Origin of the sequence: uncultured Aquincola sp. (assembly GCF_964001545.1) — a bacterium.
Lineage (GTDB): Bacteria > Pseudomonadota > Gammaproteobacteria > Burkholderiales > Burkholderiaceae_C > Aquincola.
Genome location: NZ_CAXFDV010000331.1, coordinates 1 through 3361, shown reverse-complemented (window position 1 = coordinate 3361; position 3361 = coordinate 1). Strand labels below are relative to the sequence as shown.

The 3361-nt window shown below is 67.9% G+C and carries 4 protein-coding genes and 1 pseudogene; 2 read left to right on the top strand and 3 right to left on the bottom strand.

Annotated elements, in window-relative coordinates; translation table 11 throughout:
* On the bottom strand, window positions 1-291 hold a 291-nt coding region (locus ABNT58_RS11485; RefSeq protein ID WP_348753611.1), incomplete at its 3' end, for a DUF2442 domain-containing protein.
* Complete coding sequence (locus ABNT58_RS11480; RefSeq protein ID WP_348753610.1) at window positions 288-518, bottom strand: DUF4160 domain-containing protein; 231 nt, start codon at window positions 516-518, stop codon at window positions 288-290. The genes ABNT58_RS11485 and ABNT58_RS11480, both read right to left, overlap by 4 nt.
* 87 nt (window positions 519-605) lie before the next feature.
* On the opposite strand from ABNT58_RS11480, the gene rimO reads away from it, so the two are divergent.
* Both rimO and ABNT58_RS11470 read left to right on the top strand, forming a co-directional pair.
* The gene (rimO, locus tag ABNT58_RS11475) at window positions 606-2009 is read left to right on the top strand and encodes a 30S ribosomal protein S12 methylthiotransferase RimO (protein ID WP_348753609.1); all 1404 of its coding nucleotides are present in this window, start codon (window positions 606-608) and stop codon (window positions 2007-2009) included.
* Between the two features lie 26 nt (window positions 2010-2035).
* Window positions 2036-3244: a PLP-dependent transferase gene (locus ABNT58_RS11470; RefSeq protein WP_348753608.1), complete on the top strand. Its 1209-nt coding sequence runs from the start codon at window positions 2036-2038 to the stop codon at window positions 3242-3244.
* 11 nt (window positions 3245-3255) lie between these two features.
* Here ABNT58_RS11470 and ABNT58_RS11465 read toward each other — a convergent pair.
* Window positions 3256-3361: pseudogene (locus ABNT58_RS11465) on the bottom strand (SsrA-binding protein); the annotation flags it as partial.

Sequence of the window (3361 nt, the reverse complement as noted above, 5' to 3'; positions counted from 1 at the left end):
GTTCCAGACGAACTCGTGCGACACGTCGCCGGCTTGCTCGATGGCGCGCGCGCGCAGGTTGTCGGCGGCGAGTTCCAGGTCGTCGTCGTCGCCCCAGGCCACAGACGCGCCGTGCTCGCCGACTTTTGCGCCATTGAAAACGCTGGGCTGCTTGAGTCGCTTCAGCGATGCGGTCCGCTGGATCACGTCTGCGAGATCGACTTCGTACTGTTCGCCATCCGCGTAACGCAGTGCCAACGTGGCGGGCGCCTTGGGCAGTACGCCTACGAGCGTGAAGTGCTTGGGTCTCATGGATTCAACTCCTTCCACTTGGCTGCGAGCAGGGGCGTGTGCTGGCCGGCCCATGCCAGTGCCTCTTTCAATGCCCCGCGATTGACGGCTCCCCAGATCACCTCCAACGAGGCGAGGGCCACCCAGGCCTCCGCCCCGTCAGACGCCAGCACATGGAAGTGCGGCGGGTTGTGATCACCGGCATACATCGTGATCTTCGACTTCTGCAATCGAATCACCGTAGGCATGGCGAATCATAGTGCAACGATTGCACCGGAAGAGGCGTTGGGCTTCTTAGCGGAGGCTGCACAAGCCGGATAGGAGAAAATCTCTAGATGAGTGATCCCACCTTATTGAGCGTGCCCGCGGCTGCGCCGTCCGCCCCCGCCCCCAAGATCGGCTTCGTCAGCCTGGGCTGCCCCAAGGCGCTCACCGATTCCGAGCTCATCCTCACGCAGCTGCGTGCCGAGGGCTATGACACCAGCAAGACCTTCGCCGGCGCCGACCTGGTGATCGTCAACACCTGCGGCTTCATCGACGACGCGGTCAAGGAAAGCCTGGACACCATCGGCGAGGCGCTGGCCGACAACGGCAAGGTCATCGTCACCGGCTGCCTGGGCGCCAAGGCCGGCGCCGATGGCGGCAACCTGGTGCGCGAGGTGCACCCCAAGGTGCTGGCCGTCACCGGCCCGCATGCCACGCAGGAGGTGATGGACGCGGTGCACATCCACGTGCCCAAGCCGCACGACCCCTTCATCGACCTGGTGCCGCCGCAGGGCATCAAGCTCACGCCCAGGCACTACGCCTACCTGAAGATCAGCGAAGGCTGCAACCACCGCTGCACCTTCTGCATCATCCCCAGCATGCGCGGCGACCTGGTCAGCCGCCCGGTGGGCGATGTGCTGAGCGAGGCCAAGGCGCTGTTCGAGGCCGGCGTCAAGGAGCTGCTGGTCGTCAGCCAGGACACCAGCGCCTATGGCGTGGACGTCAAGTACCGCACCGGCTTCTGGGACGGCAAGCCGGTCAAGACCCGCATGCTCGACCTGTGCGAGAAGTTGGGCGAGCTGGCCGCGCAGCACGGCGCCTGGGTGCGCCTGCACTACGTGTACCCGTACCCGCATGTGGACGAGGTGCTGCCGCTGATGGCGGCCGGCCGCATCCTGCCGTACCTGGATGTGCCGTTCCAGCATTCGCACCCCGACGTGCTCAAGCGCATGAAGCGCCCGGCCAGCGGTGAGCGCAACCTGGAACGCATCGCCCGCTGGCGCGAGATCTGCCCCGAGCTGGTGGTGCGCAGCACCTTCATCGCGGGCTTTCCGGGCGAGACGGAAGAAGAGTTCGCGCACCTGCTGAACTTCGTGCAGGAAGCCGGCATCGACCGCGCCGGCTGCTTCGCCTATTCGCCGGTGGAAGGTGCCACCGCCAACGAGATTGCCAACCCGGTGCCGGCCGAAGTACGTGAAGAGCGCCGCTCGCGCTTCATGGCGGTGGCCGAGCAGGTCTCGGCCCGGCGGCTGCAGCGCCGCGTGGGCGCCACCATGCAGGTGCTGGTGGACAGCGCGCCTGCGCTGGGCCGCAAGGGCGGCGTGGGCCGCAGCTATGCCGATGCGCCCGAGATCGACGGCACCGTGCGCCTGCTGCCGCCGCAAAAGGCCAGCAAGACGCTGAAGGTGGGTGAGTTCACCAAGGCCCGCATCATCGCGGCCGAGGGCCACGACCTGATCGCGATGCCGATCTGACCGACGAACGCAGGACGCCCACCGCCATGACCGACCGCCAGGACGACACCGCCGACGACGTGACCCGCCGTGCCACCGGCCTGATCCACCACCCGTACCAGCCGCCCACGGCTTTTGCGGCGCCGATGGCCGGCGTGTTCAAGGCCTCCACCGTGTACTTCGAGAACACGGCGGCCATGCGCAGCAGCCGCTGGATCGACAAGTCGGCCTACACCTATGGCCTGCACGGCACGCCCACCACGTTTTTGCTGGAAGAGCGGCTGGCCACGCTGGAAGGTGGCACCCATGCGCTGCTGGTGCCCAGCGGCCTGGCGGCCATCACGCTGGTGGACATCGCGCTGCTGAAGGCCGGTGACCATGTGCTGCTGCCCGACAACGGCTACGGCCCCGGCACCCGCTTTGCGCGGGAAGACCTGGCGCGCTGGGGCATCACCATGGGCTTGTACGACGCGATGGACCCGGCCTCATTGGCTGCGGCCATCACGCCCGCCACCAGGCTGGTGTGGACCGAGGCGCCGGGTTCGGTGACGCTGGAATTCCCCGACCTGCCGGCGCTGGTGCGCACCGTGCGCGAACACGCGCCGCAGGCCCGGGTGGCGCTGGACAACACCTGGGGCGCCGGCCTGGCCTTCGATGCCTTTGCCGATGCAGGTGTGGACCTGACCATCCATGCGCTGACCAAATACCCCTCGGGCGGCGGCGACGTGTTGATGGGCTCGGTGGTGTACCGCGATGCCGGCCTGCATGCCAAGCTGGCCTGGGCGCGTGCGCGGCTGGGGCTGGGCGTGGGCGTCAACGACGTGGAAGCGATCCTGCGCTCGCTGCCGTCGATGCCGCTGCGTTATGCCGCGCAGGATGCCGCGGGCCGGGCCTTTGCGCAGTGGTGCCAGAGCCGGGCCGAGTTCAAGCGGGTGCTGCACCCGGCGCTGGCCGACTCACCCGGCCATGCGCACTGGCAGGCCTTGTGCCGCGCTGCCGCCGGCCTGGTGACGGTGGAGTTCGATGAGCGCTACAGCCCGGCGCAGGTCGACGCCTTCGTGGATGCGCTTCAGCGCTTCAAGATCGGCTGGTCGTGGGGCGGCCCGGTGAGCCTGGCCGTGCCTTACCAGGCGGCCGAGATGCGCAGCCTGCCGACGCCCTACACAGGCACGCTGGTGCGCTTTTGCCTGGGGCTGGAGGCGCTGGACGACCTGACGGCCGACGTGGCCCAGGCGCTGGCGGCGCTGGGCCGCTGAAGGAGAAGAGGTCAGGCCTTCGATGAGACCTTGTGTCTCATCAGCCGGCCCTTCTCGCGTTCCCAGTCGCGCTTTTTCTCGGTGTTGCGCTTGTCGTGCTCGGCCTTGCCCTTGGCC